The following is a 21,432-nucleotide window of genomic DNA, read 5'->3' on the forward strand; positions in this document are numbered from 1 at the left end:
GCCCGGCCGATTCGGGCGGGGCCGGCGGCGCACACCCCTCGCCGCGGGCAGGCTGCGGAGCAACAGCCGACGGCGCGCGCCCCGCGCCGCCGGGGGACAGGCCCGCCTTGAGCTTGTCGACGCCTTCGGGCGGGATCTCGTCGAGGCACCCCCAGAGGCCTTCCAGCTCATCCAGGGCGGCCTGATGCTCGGGATCGGCCGCCAGCCAGTCCTGGAGTTCGGCTTCTTCCTCAGGACTCAGGCCATCCTGGCGGCGAACCATCCAGCCGGCCGCGGCAACCTGGACAGGCGCCTGCCCGGCGAGGAAGTCCGCGAGTTCGCGCGCCTCCGCATCGGCATTGCGGGCCGCATCGTTCATGGCGCCGGCCGCTCCCCGCCCTGGCCGCTGCAGTGAAAACGATCGCTGCAGGCCTTGCAGACGAGGATGCCGCGCATGATGTGCTGGGCGACCATGTTGCGCGAGATGCCCATGCGCTCGGCGACCTGCTGGTGGGTCAGGCCGTCGAAACGGTTGAGGATGAAGGCTTCACGGCAGCGCGGGGGGAGGCTTTCGATGGCGTCCGCCATGGCCTCGGCGTAGCGGGCGAAGGCATAGATTTCCTCCGGCTGCTGGTGGCGCGGCGCTGCGGGCTGGCCGGCATCGGGCCGCTCGTCGAGGCTTTCGTGATTGCGCACCGCGCCATGCCGATGGCGGTCGATCAGCAAGTTGCGGGCGATGCGGTACAACAGGGCACGCGGATCGGCAACGGCCTCGCCGGATTGCTGCAGGGTGAGGATGCGGACGTAGCTTTCCTGCGCCAGATCGGCCGCCGCATCGCGGTCGCGGATCTGGCGCACGAGAAACTTCAGCAGTTCGGGGTAATGGCGTTCAAGCACGGTCGGACCGGGACATGTCGGCGCTGAGGCAGCGCATTGCGGAATCCTGGCGGCGGCTTGGCGTTCCGGGGGTGAGAAGAGCACGCATTCTTGCAGATATGGCCCGGAATCGGAACCCGGCGCCCTGCCGCGGCCGATGCCTTTCCGGCCATGAAACGAAAAAACGCAGCGCCTTTCTCCGGCGCTGCGTTTCCTGGCCCGATGCGAACGGGAAGCCGCCTATTCGGGCTGCGCGGGATGCCCCGGCGGGTGCATCACGTCCGGCGCGACCGAATCGCGGCCGACGCCGATGTTCTGGTCGACCGGCGGCAGCGAGTGGGCGATTCCCTTGTGGCAGTCGATGCAAGTCTGGCCCGCGGCAAAGCCGGTCTGGTGCATCTGGTTGGAGCGGCGCCCCTGCACCGAGTAGTCGAAATACTCGTAGTTGTGGCAGTTGCGGCATTCCTGCGAGTTGTTCGCCTTCATGCGCCGCCACTCGTTCTGTGCCAGGCGCAGGCGTTCGCTGGCGAACTTCTCGGGCGTGTCGATGGTGCCCATGATCTTGCCGTACACCTCGCGCGAAGCCTTGACCTTGCGGATCATCTTCGGCACCCACTCCTTGGGCACGTGGCAGTCCGGGCAGGTTGCGCGCACGCCGGTGCGGTTCTGGTAGTGGATGGTGTTGCGGTACTCCTTGAAGACGTTTTCCTCCATCTCGTGGCAGGAAATGCAGAATTTCTCGGTGTTGGTCATTTCCAGGGCCCAGTTGAAGCCGCCCCAGAAGATGACGCCCGCGGCGAAGAGCAGCACGATGGCGCCCCAGCCGGCCCCGCGGATGCGCTGCATCAGGCTCTTTTTGTTGTCGGTCATGACGATCCCCGTTTGTCGATGCGTCAGCGCAGCCCTTCCGCGCGCTGGAACCTGTTCCCGACCAGCGGCTTGGCGTCGGTCTGCGAAACGTGGCACTGCATGCAGAAGTAGCGGCGCGGCGAGATGTTGGACAGTTCGCCGCCGTCACGGTCCTTGAAGTGCGTCAGGCTGACCTTGGTCGCGCCCGAGTCCTTGTAGCGGCTCCAGGCGTGGCAATCCATGCACTTGTTGAAGTTGATCGAGACTTCATAGCCCTCGACCTTGTGCGGGATCAGCGGCGGCTGCTGCACGTATTCGCGATCGATCGGCGCCTGGTCCGGCAGTTGGCGGAAATTGCCCACCTGCAGCTCCTGCTCGGCGACGTCGGCGCCGCGGATGCTCTTGACGCCCTGCGCCATCGCGGCGGACGGCACGACCGCGCCAAAGCCGACTGCGGCAATGAGCGCGAGCACCAGATTTCGGGTTGGGGTCTTTCTCATGACTCGCTCCTGTTGAATCGGGTCGTAATACGGAAAACGTCCTTGCCGCAGACATCCACGCAGCGTCCGCAGGTGGTGCAGTCGGCATCCAGAATGAGGGGGTGGTCCTGCCCCACGCCTTTCAGCGCGGGACGGATGACCTGGGGTTCGGGGCATACGGCGAAGCAGTCCATGCAGTCGTTGCAGGCGCTGCGCTTCGCGGCGGACACCTTGACCAGCGAGGCCCGCCCCAGCAGGGCATAGAAGGCGCCCTGCGGACACAGGTGGCCGCACCAGCCACGCGGCGCGATCAGCAGATCGTAGAAGAAGATGCCGCCAACGATGCCCCAGGCCAGGCCGAAACCGAAGATCAGCCCGCGATGCAGCATCGATACCGGGTTCACCCACTCCCAGGCCAGCGAGCCGGTGACGGCCGCGATCACCAGCACGAAGCCGAGCAGCCAGTGGCGCGTGTTGCCCGCCGGCGCCTTGCCGCCCTTCAGGCCGAGGCGGCGGCGCAGCCAGGCGGCGGCGTCGGTGACGAGGTTCACCGGGCATACCCAGGAGCAGAACAGCCGCCCCCCGACCAGCAGGTAGAAGGCGAGCACGATGCCGCCGCCGATCAGCGCCTCACGGTAGGGCCACTGCCCCGCGGCGAGCTGCTGCGAGACCAGGAAGGGGTCGGTCAGCGGCAGCACCCCGAGCGTCAGGCTGGACGACAGGTTGCCCTTGACGATCCACCACCCGAACCACGGCCCGACGAGGAACAGCGCCAGGATGCCCAGTTGCGACACGCGCCGCAGCAGCAGCCACTTGTGCGCGCGCAGCCAGCCCTTGGTCTCGATCGCCTCGTGCCCGGGACGTGCCGCCACACCGCGCATCGCCGCGCCGCGCACGCTGGTGGGCGGGACCTTGCGTTCCGGCTTGGCGCCGGCAGCCGTTTGCGCGTTCATGGCTTCCACCCCGAATCGAGGCCGCCGCCGGGTAGCTGGGCCGGCTTGTAGTCGGGCACCTGCGGCCCCTCGCCCGGTGCCACCCGGGTGTCGCCGTAGGCCTTGTCCTCCAGGCCGCGTACCGGCAGCTCGACCTGATCGCCGATCAGCGATTCGCCCGCCGCATCCTTCTCTTCCCAGCCGCGCAGGTAGTGCTCGGCCTTCGAGCCCTGCGCCAGCTTGATCGGTAGCACCTTGATCGCCGATTCGCCGGGCAGCACACAGGACTTCTCGCACTTGCCGCAGCCGGTGCAGTGCTCGGAATGCACGGTCGGCAGCAGCATGGCGTGGCGGTCCGAACGCGGGTTGTGCATGCGTTCGAGCGTGATCGCCTTGTCGATGACCGGGCAGACGCGGTAGCACACGTCGCAGCGCAGGCCGAGGAAGTTGAGGCAGTTCTCCTGGTCGATGAGCACCGCCAGCCCCATCTTCGCCTTGCCGATGTCGGTGAGCCCGCGGTCGAGCGCACCGCTCGGACAGGCGACGACACAGGGGATGTCCTCGCACATCTCGCAGGGGATGGCGCGCGCCTCGAAGTAGGGCGTGCCCGTCGCCACGCCGTCGCCGAGCTTGGCCAGCTTCAGCGTGTCGTACGGACAGTCGCGCACGCACAGGCCGCAGCGCACGCAGGCCGCAAGAAAATCATCTTCGGCGAGCGCGCCAGGGGGGCGGATGGCAGTGGCCGGCAATGCCGATGCCTGCTTCGCATACATGCCCGCACCGAGCGCGAGCAGGCCCGCGCCGCCGGCGACGCCCGCCGCGTCCTTCAGGAAGCGGCGGCGCGGCGACGGCGCGCTGGCTGCGGCACGTGCGGTCGGTTTCACTTTGTCGTTCATGGTCATCGCGAGCCCGCGCCCGGGCCGTCCCCCCGGCCGGCGGGGGCTACGGTGCTCGCGTCTCCTGTCGATCAGGCCTTCATCACCTTGACTGCGCACTTCTTGTAGTCGGTCTCTTTCGAGATCGGGCAGGTGGCATCGAGCGTGAGCTTGTTCACCAGCCGGCCCTCGTCGAAGAAAGGCACGAAGATCAGCCCGACCGGCGGCTTGTTGCGACCGCGCGTCTCGAGGCGGGCGACGATCTCGCCACGCCGCGACACCACCTTGACCGCCATGCCGCGCTGCAGGCCGCGCTTGTGGGCGTCGTCCGGGTGCATGAAGATCTGCGCCTCGGGCACCGAGCGGTGCAGCTCGGGCACGCGGCGGGTCATCGAGCCGGTGTGCCAGTGCTCCAGCACGCGGCCGGTGCACAGCCACATGTCGTACTCGGCATCAGGCATTTCGGGCGGGTCCTGGTAGGGCAGCGCGAAGATGATGGCCTTGTTGTCCTTGTAGCCGTAGAACTTCACGCCTTCGCCGGCCTTGACGTAGGGGTCGTAGCCTTCACGGAAGCGCCACAGCGTTTCCTTGTTGTCCACCACCGGCCAGCGCAGGCCGCGCGCCTTGTGATAGACGTCGAAGTCGGCGAGGTCGTGGGCATGGCCGCGGCCGAAGGAGGCGTACTCCTCGAACAAGCCCTTTTGCAGGTAGAAGCCGAGCTCCTTCGATTCGTCGTTCATGTAGCCCGGAATCGCGTGGGCGTTGGCCTTCTCGACGTCGGACAGCGGGAACTTGTTGACCTGGCCGTTGGCGTAAAGCACGTCGTACAGGGTCTTGCCCTTGTACTCGGGCTTCTTCGCGATCAGCTCGGCCGGCCACACTTCCTCGACCTTGAAGCGCTTGGCGAACTGGATGTACTGCCACAGATCGGACTTGGCCTCGCCCGGCGCCGAAACCTGCTGGCGCCAGAACTGGGTGCGGCGCTCGGCGTTGCCGAAAGCGCCTTCCTTCTCGGCCCACATCGCGCACGGCAGGATCAGGTCGGCCGACAGCGCGGACACGGTCGGATAGACGTCCGACACCACGACAAAGGCTTCCGGGTTGCGCCAGCCGGGGTAGATCTCGTCATTGACGTTGGGACCGGCCTGCATGTTGTTGGTGGTCGAGGTCCAGTAGCACTTGATCTTGCCGTCCTTCAGCGCCCGGCTCTGCGCCACCGCGTGGTAGCCGACCTTGGCCGGGATGGTGCCTTCCGGCAGTTTCCACAGCTCTTCGGTGTGATGGCGGTGCGCCGGGTTGGTGACGACCATGTCGGCCGGCAGGCGGTGGGCGAAAGTGCCGACCTCGCGCGCGGTGCCGCAGGCCGAGGGCTGGCCGGTGAGCGAAAACGGGCTGTTGCCGGGCTCGGATATCTTGCCCACCAGCAGGTGGACGTTGTAGATCATGTTGTTCACCCAGGTGCCGCGGGTGTGCTGGTTGAAGCCCATGGTCCAGAACGAGATGACCTTGCGCTTCGGGTCGGCGTACTGCTCGGCGAGCTTGAGCAGGCGGTCTTCCGGCACGCCGGAGAGTTTCGACACCTTCTCCAGCGTGTACTCGGAGACGAAGGCGGCGAAGTCGTCGAAGCTGCAGTCCTTGGCCGCGCCGGTATCGCCCTTGGGCTTGCCGTCGGCGCCCGGATAGCCGTTGCTGGCGGCCTTGGCCTCCAGCGGATGGTTGGGGCGCAGGCCGAAGCCGATGTCGCCCTCGCCGATCTTGAACTTGACGTTGCGATTGACGAACTCGGTATTGACGCGCTTGGTCTGGATGATGTGGTTGCAGATGTAGTTCAGGATCGCCAGGTCGGTCTGCGGCACGAAGATCATCGGATTGTCGGCCAGTTCGTACGAGCGGTGCTCGAAGGTCGACAGCACGTGGACCTGGCAGCCTTCCTTGGACAGGCGGCGGTCGGTGATGCGGCTCCACAGGATGGGGTGCATCTCGGCCATGTTCGAACCCCACAGCACCACCGTGTCGGTGTTCTCGATGTCGTCGTAGCAGCCCATCGGCTCGTCGATGCCGAAGGTGCGCATGAAGCCGGCCACGGCCGAGGCCATGCAATGGCGCGCATTGGGATCGAGGTTGTTGGTGCGGAAGCCCGCCTTCATCAGCTTGGAGGCGGCATAGCCTTCCCAGATCGTCCATTGGCCCGAACCGAACATGGCGATCGAGTCCACGCCGTGTTCCTTGATCGCGGCCTTCCATTTCTGTTCCATGACGTCGAAGGCCTGGTCCCACGAGATCGGCGTGAAGTCGCCGTTCTTGTCGTACTTGCCGTTCTTCATGCGCAGCAGCGGCTGGGTCAGGCGGTCGTCGCCGTACATGATCTTGGACAGGAAATAGCCCTTGATGCAGTTCAGGCCGCGGTTGACCGGCGAGTCCGGGTCGCCCTGGGTGGCGACGATGCGCCCGTTCTGCACGCCCACCAGCACCGAACAGCCGGTGCCGCAGAAGCGGCAGGCCGCCTTGTCCCAGCGCACCTTGGTGCCAGCGCTGGCAACGCCCTGCGCCTGGGTGACCACCGGAATGCCGATGCCGGCCGTCGCGGCGGCCGCAGCCACCGCGTTGTTCTTGATGAATTCGCGTCGATTCATGCTCATTTCATGCCTCCGTCAATTCGAGACCGTCATCGGTATATTCGTAAGCCAGCGTCACTGCCTGCACCTTGGGGGCGAGATTCACCGCGAGGATCGAGTCGGTGACCGACCAGCCCTCGCCATCCTCGACGGTGACCACGATGCGGCCGACCTCCTCGGAAGCGCCATGGATCTCGACCCCCGGGATGCCCGCCAGCGCCGCCTTGATTTCCGGGAAATCCGCGGGCAGCGCCCGCAGCACCAGACTTGCAATCTTCATCGTTCGCTCCCCGTCGGAAATTCGTCCGGCATTCTTTCTGCAGCTTCCGCTCCCAGCGCGATCGCCCGTGTCGGACAGGGCGCGAAGCAGGCGCCGCAACCCGTACAGGCGCTGTCATCCAGCTGCGGCAAGGCCACGCCGCCCAGGCGCGGGCGAAAGCGGATGGCGCCCATGGGGCAGTTCTCGCCGCAGACACGGCATTCGACGCCCGACTCGGCGAGACAGCCATGGCCGATGCTCGCCTTCAGCGCCCACGGCGCCGCGCCGTCCGCGCCACGCACCAGCGCGCGCGGCTCGCAGCGCGCCGCGCACTCGCCACAGAAGGTGCATTCACCCAGGGAGAAATCGGCCGCGGGATAACCGCCGTCGGCACGCACCAGGATGGTGGTCGGACAAGCATCGATGCAGGCATCGCAGCGCGTACAAGCGGCGAGGAAAACCGGCTCCACCAGCGCCCACGGTGGGCGCATGGCAGGGGCCACCGCGCGCATCCTGCCGCGCAGAAAACCCCGTCGAGTGGGTGAAGCCGATTGCACGAAACCTCCCGAACCTTATGTACTACGCCCCATATGTGTGTGCCGATTTAAGCCCACACCGGCAACCCGGTCATTGACTCCGATCAAGAACGGAATCAGATGCAGGACGGAGATCGGCAGCGGGCGCCGGACGGCAAGGGAGGTTCGGAGGGCGGCGCGGAAGAGGAAATCAGACCCGCAGGTGCTCCACGGCCCACACCGCGGCCTCCACCCGTGAACGGAGGTCGAGCTTGCGCAGGATGTGCTTGACGTGGACCTTGACCGTGCCTTCGGCGATCTCGAGCTCGCGCCCGATCATCTTGTTCGACAGCCCGGCGGCGATCTTTTCCAGGATGCGCTGCTCCTGCTCGGTCAGGCCGGCGGCGTCGAGCGACTGCGGCCGCGCCTCGCTGCGCAGCGCCGCGGCCAGCAGGTGGTTGAGCTGGGGCGGAATCACGACCCGGCCGGCGGCGACGGCGACGAGCGCCTCCAGCATCGCCTCGGGTTCCATGTCCTTCAGCAGATAGCCGTCTACGCCGCCGCGCAGCGCGGCGACCACGTCCTCGCCCTGATCCGACACGGTGATCATGACCACCCTCGGCTCGGGCCGCAGCAGGCGCAGCTGGCGCAGCGCCTCCAGACCGTTGAGGTCGCGCATGTTGAGGTCGAGCAGCACCAGATCGGGCTGCAGCGCGCGCGCCATCTCGATGCCTTCGGCTCCGCCGGTCGCCTCGCCCACCAGGCGGAAGCCTTCCACCGTCTGCAGCAACTGGGCGAGCCCCTTGCGGAACAGGGGATGGTCATCGACGATCAGGACGGATTCGACGGACAGGTCGCTCATCAACGGTCTCCTTCTTCTTGTGGGCGTGCATCGGCCGGGGCGACCGGCTGGGGGAAAGGGGGCAAGGTGGAAAAGCTCTGGAAGCTGACGCTGACCCGGGTGCCGCCCTCGCGGCGGCGGCCGATCTCGATCACGCCACCGAGGCTGCGCGCGCGTTCGCGCATGATCGACAGGCCATGGTGGTCGCGGCCGTCGATCGGCCCATCGTCGATGCCGACACCGTCGTCCTCGATCGCGGCCGTGACCTGCCCCATTCCGTCGCACGCCAGGCTGACGCGCGCATGGCGCGCCAGCGCATGGCGCATCATGTTCGACAAGGCCTCGCGCACGATCTGCAGCACGTGCACTTCCTGGTTGGGCGTCAGGCTGCAGCCGGCCAGGCTGATGTCGAGGGCGATGTCGACGCCGGCACGCTCGCCGTATTCGGCCACCGCCGCGCGCAGCAGACTGCCCAGGTCGCCGGACAGCTCTAGACGGAAGGACACGAGGAGTTCGCGCAACTGGCGGTAGGCGTCGTTCACCCCGCTGCGCAGGTCGGCAAGAATCGTGTCCGCCTCGGCCAGGCGGGCCGGATCGGCCAGCGCGCGCTGCAGCAGGCTCATCTGGATCTTCATGTAGGACAGCGCCTGGGCGAGCGAATCGTGCAGCTCGCGCGCGATCACCGAACGCTCTTCCTGCAGCGCCAGCAGCCGTTCCTGCTCGCCGCGCCGGGCTGCACCGAGCGCCATGCCGATGTGGCGCGACAGTGCCTCCACCAGCTGGCGCTGCCAGTCCTCCAGCCCGCCGCCGGCGGGCAGCGCCAGGCGCAGCATGCCGTAATGGTGCTCACGGTCGCGCAGCGGGAAGCGCAGCAGCTTGTGTTCGCCCACGTCGACCGAGGCAGTGGCCGACACCGCGCGACAAGCGCTGCATGCCTCGTCCCCGTTCGCCGTGCGATCGACACAGGGGCCGATGGTCGATGCGATCACCGTCGCCGCCCCGCCCTGGCGGGGCTCGATACAGGCAAAGCTGCCGTGCAGGCCGGCGACATGGTCGATGTCGCGCAAGGTGGCCTCGTATACCGCCGGCTCGGTCGGCGCCTGGTAGAGACGGCCGATCGCGTGGTAGAGCAATTCCAGCGCACGATTGCTGCGCTGCAGCTCGGCAGTCTTCTCGGCCACCCGCTGTTCGAGCGTCTGGTACTGGCGCGAAATCTCGCCCGCCATCAGGTTGAAGGTCGCCCCCACGCGCCCGAGTTCGTCGTGGCCGACATGGGCCACGCGGGCGGAGTAGTCGCCGCGCGCGATCGCCCGCGTCGCCGCCAGCAGCCCGCCCAGCGGCTTGAGCAGCGAAGCGCGCAGCACGACCAGCGCGGCGGCAATGACCACCAGCGTGGCGACGATGGCGCCGGCCAGGATCTGGCGCAGGTCTTCGATGCGCGCCTCGGTGTCCTGCTCCAGCACAAACACCAGCGTATTGAGCTGGTCGACGAAGCGGTCGACATTGCTCAGCAGGGCTTCGATCTGATCGACCGATGTGGCTGGCCCCAGTTGAGCCACCGCCTTCAGGTTGGGCTTGACGTTGAGCCGCCACGACGATTCGACGCCGCGGTAGGTGGCGGCGAACAGTCCGCTGGGCTCGCGCTGCACGATGCGCAGCAATTCCGCATGGCTCAGCAGGCGCTCGAAGTCCGCGATCGCGGCCTCGACCCGCCGCAGTGAAGTCGCTCCGCTCGGCGCGCCGGCCACCACCAGGCCCGCCGCCCTGTGGGTCAGCCGCCGCAGCGCGCCGGCGTGGTTGATCGCGCTGGCGCTGCCCTGGACGCTTTCGGCGACCATCACCGACACGCTCATGCCGGCGAGGCTGATCAGCGCAAGGGCGAGCATGGCGAACGCCACCAGCAACAGAATCGAATGCCTGACGAACAGGCGCGGCATCGCGAACTTCATGCGTATTCTCCAGCCCCCTGTCTTCCAGCGCCCGCCCGGCGCGTTTCCCGGCATTCCGCCCAGCCTACCCCTTTATACCTGCAAGCGCCGGATTGCGCCCGACTCCAGTCACGTCATCCAATGTTTACAAATACTTGCGTCACGTACCGATACCTCTTTGGAGGTATGCCGCAGCCGATCGCGCCGGCGCACCGCCTTTGACGGGGGCGCCCCCCTGTCTAGACTTCGTTCCAGCAAGCAGGAGCGCCCGATGACACGAGCAAAAGCCCCCCCCAGCATTCCCAGCCTGAGCGAGATTGCGCCGTTCGATCTGCTCGACGACACGCGACTGCACCGGCTGGTGGCCGCCTCGCGCTTGGTGCGGGCCGAACGTGGCGAAGTCCTCATCCAGGCCCAGGACACCTCCACCTGTATGCACGTGGTGCTCGATGGCGAAGTGAAGTGCCTGCTGCTCGCGCCCTCGGGCAGCGAAAAGCTGATCAGGATCGTCGGTGCGGGCGACATCTTCGGCGAGGAAGCCGCCCTGCTCGGCCGTCCCGCCATGGCGATGGCCCAGGCCGCGAGCAATACCCGCCTGCTGCATGTCCCGATCGCCCTGGTGCGCGAGGCCATGGCCGCCGTGCCCGCCTTCGCCGAAGCCATGACCACCCGTCTCGCGGCAGCCAGCTACGAGATGATGATGCACATGCAGCTCTGTATCCAGCTCAGCAGCACGCAGCGCGTGGCGCAGTATCTGGCCCAGCTCGCCCCACAGGGCGCGGAGCATGCGGAAGTGCACCTCGCCGCCGACAAGCAGACCATTGCCGCCCAGCTCAACCTCACGCCCGAGACCTTCTCGCGCGTGCTGTCGCGCTTCGTGCGCGACGGCCTGGTGCGCCCGCGGGGCCGCCGGGGCCTGGTGCTGGACAAGGTCAGCCAGCTGCGCCGCGCCGCGGCGCACTAGGACGGCGCAGGCGCCAGCGGCTCGACCGCCGCGGCATGGGCGGGCACGCCGAACCAGCGCCCCAACAGCCGCCAGGTGTCGACGTCGAAGCGCCGGCCCCGGTCGACGGCCTGCAGGTCCTCGCGCCGGTCCACGCTGCCGAGATGGCACCACTGGTCGAACACATGCCAAGCCTCGCATCCCGAATGGGGATCGCGCTCGGCGACCACCACCGCACCCGGCCACGGCCAAGGTTTGACACCGAGCGATGCCAGGCCGCCGCGCAGCCTGGCATCGTGCTCGGCCACCGTCTCGCGACGCGCGCATACGCCCGCGCAGCGCCGCGCCTGAAACGCCGAACAGGCCCCCGTGGTGCCGGATTCCAGCCCGAGGCGGCGCGGACACAGGCGGTACAACAGGGCCAGCTCGCGCAGCCGGTTGTCCACCTCGCGCCGGTTGCGGAACACGCCGTGCAGATCTGCCCAGGCAGCGGGATCGGTGCCGGCAACCGGCACCCGCTCGTAGATCGGCGGCCGCCGGCGGTTGTCGATAAAGCGCAACGCAAAGGCGTCCTCGCCCTCCTCCGGCGCGCGATTGCAGGGCGGCCGCAGGCGCTTGACGCGTTCGGCCTCCAATAGCAGCGAGCCGAGTTCGCCCGCCGTCTCGATCCACTCCACGCGGCGCGTCCGCTCGCGCAGTTCGGCATCCTTGCCCTTGCGCGTGTTGCCGGCGAAATGTTCCCTGACCCGCGCCCGCAGGCTGGCCGCACGGCCGATGAACAGGGGGCGGTCACTGCGCCCTGGCGGCGGCGCCTCCGGCTCGGCATGCAGGAAGTAGACGCCAGGCACATCCGGAATGGCCTCCAGCAGCCCTTCAGGCAGGCCGGGCGGCGACGCCGGCGCCTTCATCGCCCGCTCGGCCGCGCGCAGCAGCGCGTCGGGGGCGAAGCGCGCCTGCGCCATCTGCACGAACTGCCACAAGGCCTCGGTATCGCCCATGGCCCGATGGCGGGCGCCGCACTGCAGGCCGTGGCGCTCGATCAACGCATCGAGGCCGTGGCGGTGATGCTCCGGGAACAGCGCGCGCGACAGCTTGACGGTGCACAGCACATGGGCATCGAACGGCTGCCCGAGGCGGGAGAAGGCATTCTTGATGAAGCCGAAATCGAAGCGGGCGTTGTGGGCGACGAACACGCAATCGGCCAGCAGCGACCGCACGTGATCGGCCAGGGCCTCGAAACGCGGCGCGCCGGCGACCATTTCGTCGGTAATGCCGGTGATCTGCTGGATCAGCGGCGGAATCGGGGCTTCCGGATCGACCAGGCTTTCCCAGCGGTCGACGAGCACGCCATCCTCCACACGGAGAATGGCGATTTCGGTGATGCGGTCGCGCACCGGATGGGCGCCGGTGCTTTCGACATCGATGAAGGCGAGCCGGCGCGGAAGGCTCATGCGTTCAGCGCCCGCCCCTTCCGATGCCGTGTCAGGGACGCAGGACGGCTCAGTGATTGGCGTCGTAATAGTAGGGCTTCACCGGCACGCGCGCTTCGCGGAAACGCTGCTGCTCCTCGACCGATTGCGGCTTGTCCCACCACAGGGCGCGGCCCTTTTTCTGCTCGGACTGCTCCTCGGGATGCTTTGCCATCCATTCGCGCATGAACTTGGTGTGCTCGGATTCGTACATCGCCATCGTCGGCTCCCCATTGAGATGGGCGCAATTCTAGCAGCAGGCGGGGAAACGCGCCGCTGTCACGCGCGCGCATGCGCAACACCTCAGGACGCCCGGCCGTCGCCCTTCACACGGCCGATCCGCACCACCTCCTGCACCCGGCGCACGGCGCGCATCACACGCGCCAGGTGCATGCGGTCGCGCACCTGCAGGGTGAAGTTGAGCGCGGTGTAGGCACCCTGCTCGTTGTCCATGTGCACGCTCTGGATGTTGCAATCTTCCTCGGCGATGGCGCTGGCCACCCGCGCCAGCACGCCGCGCGCATTGCGCGTCAGCACGCGGATACCGACGTCGAACAGACGGTCGTCGCTGCCCGCCTCCCATTCGACGTCCACCCAGCGCCCGCGGTCGCCGCGCAGCTTGGCCACGCTCGGGCAGTCGTGGGTATGCACTTCCAGCCCCTGCCCCTTGCGCAGCGTGCCGATGATCGGATCGCCCGGAATCGGATGGCAGCAGCGCGCAAGCTGCACCGCGATGCCCTCGGACCCCCGGATCGTGATCGCGCCCGCGGGCTTCGGCTTGACGACGTCGGGCCGACCCGACTCCATGTCCTGCGCCTGCGCCAGCCGGCGCGCGACGATGGCCGGCAGGCGCTTGCCCAGGCCGAGGTCGGAGAAGATGTCCTTCTTGTGGCGCACGCCGCGGTCGCGCAGGAAGCGGTCCCAGGCGAAGGTGGAAATCTGCCCCAGGGTCAGGCCGTGCGGCCGCAGCGCCTGGTTGAGCAGGCGCTCGCCCAGCGCGACGGACTCGTCCTGCTGGGCGTTCTTCATGAAATGGCGGATCTGCGCCCGCGCCTTGCCGGTGCGGGCATACGACAGCCAGGCCGGGTTGGGGTTGGCGTGGGCGGCGGTGATGATCTCCACCTGGTCGCCGTTGCCCAGTTCGCTGCGCAGCGGCATCAGGTCGCCGTTGATGCGACAGGCCACGCAGCGGTTGCCGATGTCGGTATGCACCGCGTAGGCGAAATCGACCGGCGTCGAGCCCTTGGGCATCGAGAAGATGGTGCCCTTGGGCGAGAACACGTAGACCTCGCCCGGGAACAGGTCGATCTTGACGTGCTCCAGGAACTCGGTGGCCTCGCCCGAGGCCGACTGCAGTTCGAGCAGCGACTGCAGCCAGGAGTGCGTCTTCTGCTGCAGCTCGGTCAACGTCTTTTCGTCTTCCTTGTACAGCCAGTGCGAGGCCACCCCGGCCTCGGCGATGTGGTGCATCTCGCGCGTGCGGATCTGCACCTCGACCGGCGTGCCGAAGGGGCCGATCAGCGTGGTGTGCAGGCTCTGGTAGCCATTGGCCTTGGGAATGGCGATGTAATCCTTGAACTTGCCCGGCACCGGCTTGTACATCGAATGCAGCGCGCCCAGCGCGAGGTAGCAGCTCGACACTTCGTTCACGATGACGCGGAAACCGTAGATGTCCAGCACCTGCGAAAAGGACAGGTGCTTCTCGACCATCTTGCGGTAGATGCCGTAGAGATGCTTTTCGCGGCCGTTGACCTCGGCGGTGATGCCCCATTGCGGCAGGCGCTCCTCGATCGCCAAGCTGACCTTGCCCACCACCTCGCGGCGGTTGCCGCGCGCAGCGCGGATGGCCTTGGCCAGCACCTGGTAGCGCAGCGGGTACTTGTTGCTGAACGACAGTTCCTGCAGTTCGCGGTACAGGTCGTTGAGGCCGAGCCGGTTGGCGATCGGCGCGTAGATCTCGAGCGTCTCGTTGGCGATGCGGCGCCGCTTGGCCGGACGCATGTGGTCCAGCGTACGCATGTTGTGCAGGCGGTCGGCAAGCTTGATGAGGATGACGCGCAAGTCGCTCGCCATCGCCAGCAGCATCTTGCGGAAATTTTCGGCCTGTGCTTCCTCGTGCGAGCGGAACTCGATCTTGTCGAGCTTGGACAGGCCGTCGACCAGCTCCGCCGACACCTTGCCGAAGCGCTCGGCGATCTCCGCCTTGGGGATGTGGGTGTCCTCCATCACGTCGTGGAGGAGCGCGGCGATCAGCGCCTGCGAATCGAGGTGCCAGTCGGCCACCAGCGACGCCACCGCGACCGGGTGGCTGACGTAGGGTTCTCCACTGACGCGGAACTGCCCGGCATGGGCGTCCGCGGCGAAATGGTAGGCGGCCTCGACGCGGCCCACGTCCTCGGGCCGCAGGTAGGTCAGCAGCTTGGCCTTCAGCCTCTGGAAGTCGAGCGACAGCACGCTTGACCGCGGCGGGCGAAAAGGCTGGTGAGGGGCACCCGGGTTGCTCGCGTCCATGTGTCGCCCCTCATGACCCTGCTCAGGCCTGGCCGCGGTTCAGCATTTCGAGCCCGACCTTGCCGGCCGCGACTTCGCGCAGGGCGATCACGGTAGGCTTGTCCTTGTCGGACGGATCGAGCTCGATCTGCGGCGTGCTGCCGATGGTCAGTTGGCGCGCACGGTAGGTGGCTGCCAGCGTGAGCTGAAAGCGGTTGGGAATTCTCTTCAGGCAGTCTTCGACGGTGATGCGGGCCATGTTCAATCCTGTTCCAAAAAGTCGAAATACTCGGGATGGCGCTGATTCTGATTGGGATAGCGCAGGCGCGCGGCGCGCACCACGGCGACCAGATCGTCCAGCGCCTCATCGATTTCGTTGTTGATTATAACGTAGTCGAATTCCGCCACATGCCGCATTTCCCCGCGCGCGCCCAGCAGGCGGCGGCTGATGACCTCGTCGCTGTCGGTGCCCCGCCCGCGCAGGCGGGACTCCAGCTCATCCATCGACGGCGGCAGGATGAACACCCCCACCGCCTCCGGGAAGGCCTTGCGCACCTGCTGCGCCCCCTGCCAGTCGATCTCGAGCAAGGTATCGCGCCCGGCGGCGATCTGCTCGCGCAGCCACACCCTGGACGTGGCGTAGTAGTTGCCATGCACCTCGGCCCACTCCAGGAATTCACCGCGATCGCGCAGGGCGCGGAAAGTGGGCACATCGACGAAGTGGTACTCCCGCCCGTCCTGCTCGCCGGCGCGCGGCGCGCGCGTGGTGTAGGAGATCGACAACTGTACGCGCGCATCGCGCTGCAGCAGGCCGCGCACCAGCGTGGTCTTGCCGGCGCCGGACGGCGCGGTGACGATGAAGAGGGTACCGGGCATGGAGGCTCTCGCAGATTCGGGAAACACCGCCAGGCAGGCGGGCGAAGGCTGCTATTGTAACGCGCACGGCGTGGCGGATTGCGGCCAGCGTCCGCGGCATGGGCCGCCCGTGCCGACTGGATCGGGCAGGCAATCTACAGGCGAAAGACATGAAGACCCTTGCACTGCTTTCCGGAGAACGCATCCCCGCGCTGGGCATGGGAACCTGGATGATGGGCGAAGACCCGGCGCGCGGCGCCGACGAAATCGCCGCCCTGCAGCACGGGATCGACCTTGGGATGAGGCTGATCGACACCGCCGAGATGTACGGTGAGGGCGCCTCCGAAACCTTGATCGGGGAAGCCATCCGTGACCGGCGGAGCCAGGTCTTTCTCGTCAGCAAGGTCTATCCGCACAACGCCGGCCGGCACTCGATGCCCGCCGCCTGCGAACGCAGCCTGCAACGGCTCGGTGTGGACTGCTTGGACCTGTACCTGCTGCACTGGAGCGGCTCGATTCCGCTCGATGAAACCATCGAGGCCTTCGAGCGCCTGCGGGCCGCCGGCAAGATTCGCCACTGGGGCGTCAGCAACCTGGACGTCCGCGACATGAAAGCCCTGTTCACCGAACCCGCAGGCGAACGCTGCGCCGTCGACCAGGTACTCTACAACCTGTCCCGGCGCGGCATCGAATGGGACCTGCTGCCCTGGTGCCAGGCGCGCAACATGCCGGTGATGGCCTACTCGCCGCTGGAGCAGGCACGGCTGCTGCGCAACCGGGAACTCGCCTCGCTTGCCGCATCACGGGGTGTCACCCCCGCCCAACTGGCGCTGGCCTGGCTGCTCCATCAGAAAGGCGTCATCGCCATTCCCAAGGCCACAGGCCGTAGCCGGGTGGAAGAGAACTTCGGTGCGCTGGATGTCGTTGTCGACGCCAAGCTTCAGGCGGCGTTGGATCGGATTTTTCCGCCGCCTGCCGGTCCCGGTCCGTTGGAGATGATTTGATTTCGGGGCGGATACGGACTGCTCGATCCACGTTTCACAGTGGCTCGCATTCTATAAGGTGGCACCTCCCCTTCTTCAGGTGCGGCCATATCAAAGGCCAACGCATCGCTTACGGCATCCGCCGAAATCTGGTAGCCCATGGCTTGATAGCCACGTCTGCGGCGTTCCCACATGCGCAATAGCGCGGGGTGGCCGACATCGATGAAGTCGATGATGCACACATGGTGCTTGCCGGCGTATGCGCGGCGCAGGCGACCAGCATACTGCTGCAGCGTGCCCTTCCACGAGATCGGCATGGCCAGCACCAGAGTGTCGAGTGGCGGGTGTTCGAATCCTTCCCCGACCAGTCTGCCGGTAGCCAGCAGCACGCGGGGCACGTCGGCGCCCATGGCGTCCAGTTCCGCGGTCAGCGCGGCACGTTGCTTCTTAGACATGCGGCCATGCAGCGCATACAGCGTCTGGATGCGTCCCGTCAGGGCGGCCTGGAGGGCATTCAGGTGTTCGATGCGCTCGGTCAGCACCAGTACCTTGCGCCCCTGGGCAAAAGCCTCGGCGATCGCATCCGCGATGGCTTTCGTGCGATCGCCATCCTTGGCGATTTCCTTGAAGACGTCCTGGATGCCGGTATCGGCGGCCAGACTGATTGGGCCGACAGGTAACGGAGCGACACCTCCAGTACCGGTGTCGTGTGGCCGTTGTATCACTGGGGCCGCCTTCGGCGAACGGCTGAAGGCCGATTCTATGCGGACGAAACGCCGTCCTTGTTTCCACCATGACTAGTCTATCCTAAGCGGAGAATGCCATGAATCTTGAAATCGGCTCGTATGAGGCCAAGACCAAGCTGCCGGAGTTGCTCCGCGGCGTACAGGCGGGCAAGCGCTACACGATCACCCTGCGTGGCGAACCGGTTGCTGACCTGGTGCCAGCCGAAGGTACCAAGCAAGCGGATGCCGTGACGGCCGTCGAGGCAATGCGCCAGTTCATACGCGCGGCGCCGCCCGTCAAGGGGATCGATCTCAAGGCGCTGATCAACAAAGGCCGGGCATGAGTTTCGTGCTCGACAACTTGGTGGCGATGTGCTGGCTGCTGGCCGATGGCAAGCCTGCCGATGTGGCTTACGCCGAGACCGTGCTGGATGCACTGCAGGAACGGCAGGCGCTAGTCCCATCGCTGTGGGCTTTGGAGGCAGGCAATGTCATCGCCAGGGGCGAAGCCAAAGGGCTGCTCACCGAGGCCCGTTCCCAAGAGTTCGTCGCCCTCCTGGGGCGGTTGAACATAGCAATGGATACGGCCACGGCGGCGCACGCCTTGGGCGACCCCCTGCATCTGGCCCGGCGCTACAAGCTGTCGGCCTACGACGCGGCGTACCTGGAATTGGCCCTGCGAACCGGCTCACCGCTTGCGACGCTGGACTCAGACCTCAAGAAGACAGCGCAGGCCGCGGGCGTGCAACCATTCGCCCCGAATTGACCCGCGGCAAGTCGGCATCCCAGATGCCTGCGAGATCCGCGTCGCAGGAGCATCACACGTGCGATAAGGGGACGGGGCGCCCTTACGTCGATAGCCATAGCGCCGCTTGGCTGCCGCCAGCACCTTCATCCGTTCGGTCAATGCAGCTTGTCGGGGTTCGCGTCCACCTCGCGCCTATGCATCCCACTCATGTTCACGTTGCCCACCGGGTTCAGTGGCAGGTCGGGGAACTGCCGCAAGGCGCGGTTGTAGACGGAGCGCTGGCCCCTCATCACGTTGTCACCGGCCGTCGCGCCGCTGACGAACACGTCGTGGCGCAGCATCGCGGCAACGACCTCTTCCTGATCCCGCCTCACACCCCATTCAGCGCCAACTAGGATAATGGTGGAATATCCGGGCTAGCCGCCCTCTCCCACCTGCCCCTAACACAATCGAGTAGCTCACCCCCTATCCCATCCGGAACACGCAGATGCGGCCAATGATCGGAAAGCTCGTCGGAGACAACCTCTATATTCATCGGCAACACCTGGAGAGCCTCCCAGACAAACTCCGCAAAGCGGTAACTCAAGCTCAACGTGTCGCGGCAGAAGCCTTCGAATTAGCAAATGTCTTCAAAATCGGGGCTTCCAACCGCACCGTCTCCCTCCTTCGTTATCCGTCCTTCTTGGAAGAACCGTTCCCCGCCTTGGCGGAGACTTGGCGCGTCCATCTCGACAGCGATCGAGTGAGTTATCGCTCGTATGTAGATTCTCTGAATCCGCCCATCCTGCATAGGAAGGAGCTTCTACTTCCGCCCGACCACCCTGAGCGGGAAGTCTTCGCCGCGCTGACCACTCAAGCTGAACAGCTAGGCTTGTTTGGTGACCACCACCTGATCGGTTTCAAGCGCACGTGGGAAGATAAGATACGCGCAGCCGGGTATTATCTCGATGGTCACACCCTTCTCCCGTTAGGTAACGACGTCTCCGAGGCAGACCAAGGCGACACGCTCGACACAACGGCAGCGGAAATCCAGCGCCACCGCACCGCGCTAAGTCGAGCGGGCCTCTCCGCCCCGATGCAGGCCCTAGCTCGACACGGTCTACTCGGCGCGGAGACCACCCTATTCGACTATGGCTGCGGTCGTGGCGACGACCTGACCGCACTGCGCAGCAACGGAATTGCAGCCAATGGTTGGGACCCCTACTTCGCACCCGACCAGCAGCAGCGGCCCGCCAAGGTCGTCAACCTCGGCTTCGTCATCAACGTCATCGAGGACTTCGACGAGCGCATCGCCGCCCTGCGAGGTGCATTCGAACTTGCAGAAGAACTGCTTGTTGTTTCGACGATGCTTTATGGAAGCGCGCCACCGCCCGGACAACCCTATCGGGATGGCTACCTGACGGGGCGTCAAACGTTCCAGAAATATTTCACCCAGAGCGAACTCAAGGAGTTCGTCGAGTCCGTTCTCGACACTGAGGCCGTCGCAGTCGGGCCGGGCATCATGTTCGTTTTCGCAGATAAGGGGGCTGAGCAGCGATTCCTGTACGGCCGACAACGCAGCCATCATGCCTTGAAGCTACTGGGCTACCGCCGCGCACAGGCAGCTCGCAGCCCGAGGGTGCCACGGCCTTCCAGACGTGAACAACAACTCGCCGCGCATCACGACCTCGTCGACGCGCTGTGGCAGGCAATGCTGAACTTCGGTCGCACGCCCGAGCCATTCGAGTTTGCAGACTACGCGGCAACTGTTGAGGCTTTCGGCTCGTGGGGGCGCGCGACTCGATTCGTATTCGAGGTCAAGGACACCGCAGAGTTCGAGCTCGCGGCAGCCGAGCGTCGCGCTGATCTTCTCGTGTACCTCGCTCTCCAGCTCTTTTCGAAGCGGAAGCGCTACAGCCACCTCGATGAAAGCCTGCAGCGCGACGTCAAAGCGCACTTCGGCGACTACCAGAAGGCCCTCGCCACGGCCCAGGCCTTGCTGCTGAGCGTCGCAGACCCATCCACACTTGATGACGCCTGCCGTGCCGCACAAGCGAAGGGTTTGGGCTACTACGTCGAGAGCGACTACCTGCAACTCCACGCATCCCTTATCGAGCGCTTACCCGCCGTGTTGCGAGTATACTTGGGGTGTGGCTCGATCCTCTATGGCGACCTCGACGGGATCGACCTCGTCAAGATCCACATCCGCTCGGGCAAATTGAGCCTGATGAAGTTCGACGATTTTGACGGCCAGCCCATCCCCCTCATGACCGAGCGGATCAAGATCCGCTTGCGCGATCAGGACATCGACTTCTTCGTCTATGGCTCACCCCATGAGCCCCCGCCCCTGTACTTTAAGTCCCGTTACCTCAACGAGGACTATCGCATGTTCGAGCAGCAGTCCCGCTTCGACGAAGACTTGGAAGCATTGAGCCTCTTCGACCCCGATGGTTTTGGCCCTCCTCTGCAACAACTACAGCAGGCACTAGCATCGCGGCGGCTGGAAGTCTCGAACTATGCGCTTGCCCCGTCCTCAACGATCCCCAGCCTCGACGAACCCTGCGGTGCGCACTTCACCTTTCGGCACTTCATCGAGTGCGGCGAAACCTGGGAGAGGACCAGACTGCACAACGTCCCCCAGCAGGCTGCCACGTTCAACGCTCTTCACGCGCTTGCAACGAACATCCTGGACCCAGTGATCGATTACTTCGGAATGATCCGGCTGACCTACGGTTTCGCCTCGGCCGCACTGACCAAAGAGATACCGGGCCGGATCGCACCGCACCTGGACCAACACGCCGGACACGAGCTGAGCCGCACTGGCAAGCCGATCTGCTCGCGACTTGGCGCTGCAATCGACTTCTTGGTCGAGGACGAAGACATGGTGGAAGTTGCCAAATGGATCACAGACAATATCCCATTCGATAGACTATATATATACGGCCCAAATCGACCCATCCATATCAGCTATGGCCCAGAGGGTACCCACCAAGTCGTAGTGATGAGCCAGACAGCAAGTCAGGGGCGGCTTGTACCCAAAGCGCTCACTCCCGAGAAGTTTGCGGCCTTCGAGTGGCCGAACGGTTGACATC

The 21,432-nt window shown here is 66.0% G+C and carries 23 protein-coding genes; 5 read left to right on the plus strand and 18 right to left on the minus strand.

The window, feature by feature from the left end; translation table 11 throughout:
* The 11 genes from C666_RS08845 to C666_RS08895 all read right to left on the minus strand — a co-directional run.
* The coding region (locus tag C666_RS08845; protein WP_004337148.1) for a FecR/PupR family sigma factor regulator at positions 1-358 on the minus strand (358 nt) is incomplete at its 3' end.
* Positions 355-876 (minus strand): RNA polymerase sigma factor, encoded by a 522-nt coding sequence (locus C666_RS08850; RefSeq protein WP_004337150.1) that lies wholly within the window; start codon positions 874-876, stop codon positions 355-357. The genes C666_RS08850 and C666_RS08845, both read right to left, overlap by 4 nt.
* A gap of 219 nt (positions 877-1,095) precedes the next feature.
* Entirely contained in the window at positions 1,096-1,725 is a 630-nt protein-coding gene (locus C666_RS08855) for a NapC/NirT family cytochrome c (RefSeq protein WP_004337152.1), read from the minus strand.
* A gap of 23 nt (positions 1,726-1,748) precedes the next feature.
* Positions 1,749-2,204, minus strand: a complete 456-nt coding sequence (locus C666_RS08860) for a nitrate reductase cytochrome c-type subunit (protein ID WP_028792278.1) — start codon at positions 2,202-2,204, stop codon at positions 1,749-1,751.
* The gene (napH, locus tag C666_RS08865) at positions 2,201-3,136 is read right to left on the minus strand and encodes a quinol dehydrogenase ferredoxin subunit NapH (protein ID WP_004337157.1); all 936 of its coding nucleotides are present in this window, start codon (positions 3,134-3,136) and stop codon (positions 2,201-2,203) included. Before napH ends, C666_RS08860 begins: the two co-directional genes overlap by 4 nt.
* Positions 3,133-4,011: a ferredoxin-type protein NapG gene (gene napG / locus C666_RS08870; protein ID WP_004337159.1), complete on the minus strand. Its 879-nt coding sequence runs from the start codon at positions 4,009-4,011 to the stop codon at positions 3,133-3,135. Before napG ends, napH begins: the two co-directional genes overlap by 4 nt.
* 71 nt (positions 4,012-4,082) lie before the next feature.
* Positions 4,083-6,629 (minus strand): nitrate reductase catalytic subunit NapA, encoded by a 2,547-nt coding sequence (gene napA / locus C666_RS08875; RefSeq protein ID WP_004337161.1) that lies wholly within the window; start codon positions 6,627-6,629, stop codon positions 4,083-4,085.
* A gap of 1 nt (position 6,630) precedes the next feature.
* Positions 6,631-6,885 (minus strand): chaperone NapD, encoded by a 255-nt coding sequence (locus C666_RS08880; protein WP_004337163.1) that lies wholly within the window; start codon positions 6,883-6,885, stop codon positions 6,631-6,633.
* Complete coding sequence (gene napF / locus C666_RS08885) at positions 6,882-7,421, minus strand: ferredoxin-type protein NapF (protein ID WP_028792277.1); 540 nt, start codon at positions 7,419-7,421, stop codon at positions 6,882-6,884. Before napF ends, C666_RS08880 begins: the two co-directional genes overlap by 4 nt.
* A gap of 169 nt (positions 7,422-7,590) precedes the next feature.
* A complete protein-coding gene (gene narL / locus C666_RS08890; RefSeq protein WP_004337166.1) occupies positions 7,591-8,241 on the minus strand; it encodes a two-component system response regulator NarL in 651 nt (216 codons plus the stop codon).
* Positions 8,241-10,169, minus strand: a complete 1,929-nt coding sequence (locus C666_RS08895) for a histidine kinase (RefSeq protein WP_004337168.1) — start codon at positions 10,167-10,169, stop codon at positions 8,241-8,243. Before C666_RS08895 ends, narL begins: the two co-directional genes overlap by 1 nt.
* A gap of 250 nt (positions 10,170-10,419) precedes the next feature.
* On the opposite strand from C666_RS08895, the gene C666_RS08900 reads away from it, so the two are divergent.
* Positions 10,420-11,112 (plus strand): Crp/Fnr family transcriptional regulator, encoded by a 693-nt coding sequence (locus tag C666_RS08900; protein ID WP_004337170.1) that lies wholly within the window; start codon positions 10,420-10,422, stop codon positions 11,110-11,112.
* Here C666_RS08900 and C666_RS08905 read toward each other — a convergent pair.
* The 5 genes from C666_RS08905 to gmk all read right to left on the minus strand — a co-directional run bounded on the left by C666_RS08905 (position 11,109) and on the right by gmk (position 15,926).
* Entirely contained in the window at positions 11,109-12,542 is a 1,434-nt protein-coding gene (locus C666_RS08905; RefSeq protein WP_004337172.1) for an exonuclease domain-containing protein, read from the minus strand. The genes C666_RS08900 and C666_RS08905 overlap by 4 nt on opposite strands.
* A gap of 49 nt (positions 12,543-12,591) precedes the next feature.
* Positions 12,592-12,780 carry a DUF3460 family protein gene (locus tag C666_RS08910; RefSeq protein ID WP_004337173.1) on the minus strand — a complete coding sequence of 63 codons (189 nt, stop codon included), beginning with the start codon at positions 12,778-12,780 and terminating at the stop codon, positions 12,592-12,594.
* Between the two features lie 83 nt (positions 12,781-12,863).
* Positions 12,864-15,071 carry a RelA/SpoT family protein gene (locus C666_RS08915; protein WP_028792276.1) on the minus strand — a complete coding sequence of 736 codons (2,208 nt, stop codon included), beginning with the start codon at positions 15,069-15,071 and terminating at the stop codon, positions 12,864-12,866.
* Positions 15,072-15,093: 22 nt separating this feature from the next.
* Entirely contained in the window at positions 15,094-15,309 is a 216-nt protein-coding gene (gene rpoZ / locus C666_RS08920) for a DNA-directed RNA polymerase subunit omega (protein WP_004337176.1), read from the minus strand.
* A gap of 2 nt (positions 15,310-15,311) precedes the next feature.
* Positions 15,312-15,926, minus strand: a complete 615-nt coding sequence (gmk, locus tag C666_RS08925; RefSeq protein WP_004337177.1) for a guanylate kinase — start codon at positions 15,924-15,926, stop codon at positions 15,312-15,314.
* Between the two features lie 149 nt (positions 15,927-16,075).
* Here gmk and C666_RS08930 point away from each other — a divergent pair, with 149 nt between their 5' ends.
* On the plus strand, positions 16,076-16,909 hold the full coding sequence (locus C666_RS08930; protein WP_004337179.1) for an aldo/keto reductase: 834 nt from the start codon (positions 16,076-16,078) through the stop codon (positions 16,907-16,909).
* On the opposite strand, the gene C666_RS20430 is transcribed toward C666_RS08930, so the two are convergent.
* Entirely contained in the window at positions 16,846-17,613 is a 768-nt protein-coding gene (locus C666_RS20430) for a DEAD/DEAH box helicase (RefSeq protein WP_154666202.1), read from the minus strand. The genes C666_RS08930 and C666_RS20430 overlap by 64 nt on opposite strands.
* 98 nt (positions 17,614-17,711) lie before the next feature.
* Here C666_RS20430 and C666_RS08940 point away from each other — a divergent pair, with 98 nt between their 5' ends.
* Positions 17,712-17,957, plus strand: a complete 246-nt coding sequence (locus C666_RS08940; protein ID WP_004337181.1) for a type II toxin-antitoxin system Phd/YefM family antitoxin — start codon at positions 17,712-17,714, stop codon at positions 17,955-17,957.
* Positions 17,954-18,379 carry a type II toxin-antitoxin system VapC family toxin gene (locus tag C666_RS08945; RefSeq protein WP_004337182.1) on the plus strand — a complete coding sequence of 142 codons (426 nt, stop codon included), beginning with the start codon at positions 17,954-17,956 and terminating at the stop codon, positions 18,377-18,379. The genes C666_RS08940 and C666_RS08945 overlap by 4 nt, the downstream gene beginning before the upstream one ends.
* 137 nt (positions 18,380-18,516) lie before the next feature.
* On the opposite strand, the gene C666_RS08950 is transcribed toward C666_RS08945, so the two are convergent.
* Positions 18,517-18,735 carry a hypothetical protein gene (locus tag C666_RS08950; protein WP_211206732.1) on the minus strand — a complete coding sequence of 73 codons (219 nt, stop codon included), beginning with the start codon at positions 18,733-18,735 and terminating at the stop codon, positions 18,517-18,519.
* Positions 18,736-18,857: 122 nt separating this feature from the next.
* Here C666_RS08950 and C666_RS08955 point away from each other — a divergent pair, with 122 nt between their 5' ends.
* Positions 18,858-21,428: a DNA phosphorothioation-associated putative methyltransferase gene (locus C666_RS08955; RefSeq protein ID WP_028792274.1), complete on the plus strand. Its 2,571-nt coding sequence runs from the start codon at positions 18,858-18,860 to the stop codon at positions 21,426-21,428.
* The last annotated feature ends 4 nt before the right edge of the window (positions 21,429-21,432 follow it).

The organism is Thauera linaloolentis 47Lol = DSM 12138 (genome assembly GCF_000310205.1).
Lineage (GTDB): Bacteria > Pseudomonadota > Gammaproteobacteria > Burkholderiales > Rhodocyclaceae > Thauera > Thauera linaloolentis.